Source organism: Dulcicalothrix desertica PCC 7102 (assembly GCF_003991905.1).
Lineage (GTDB): Bacteria > Cyanobacteriota > Cyanobacteriia > Cyanobacteriales > Nostocaceae > Dulcicalothrix > Dulcicalothrix desertica.
Genome location: NZ_RSCL01000004.1, coordinates 273,681 through 273,884, shown reverse-complemented (window position 1 = coordinate 273,884; position 204 = coordinate 273,681). Strand labels below are relative to the sequence as shown.

The following is a 204-nucleotide window of genomic DNA, read 5'->3' as shown; positions in this document are numbered from 1 at the left end:
GCAGTGGAATCAACTAGGTTAAGTGCTAATCCTGCGGCAATTGATATTGAGCCACTACTCGTTTTCGCCTTGCCTTTAATGCCGTCCTTATGCTTGGCAGAATTTGGGTTGTCTTCAACACTATCTATTTCTGCATTCGCCTGGTCTTCTGCTGTATTTTCACCTTCTTGTTCCTCAGCACCTGGATCAGCACCAGCTGCACCT

General features: G+C 46.6%; 1 protein-coding gene. It reads right to left on the bottom strand.

Translation table 11 applies throughout. From position 1 onward, the window contains the following. Positions 1 to 204: hypothetical protein (locus tag DSM106972_RS52510; protein ID WP_201800704.1), on the bottom strand; the 204-nt coding region annotated here is incomplete at both ends.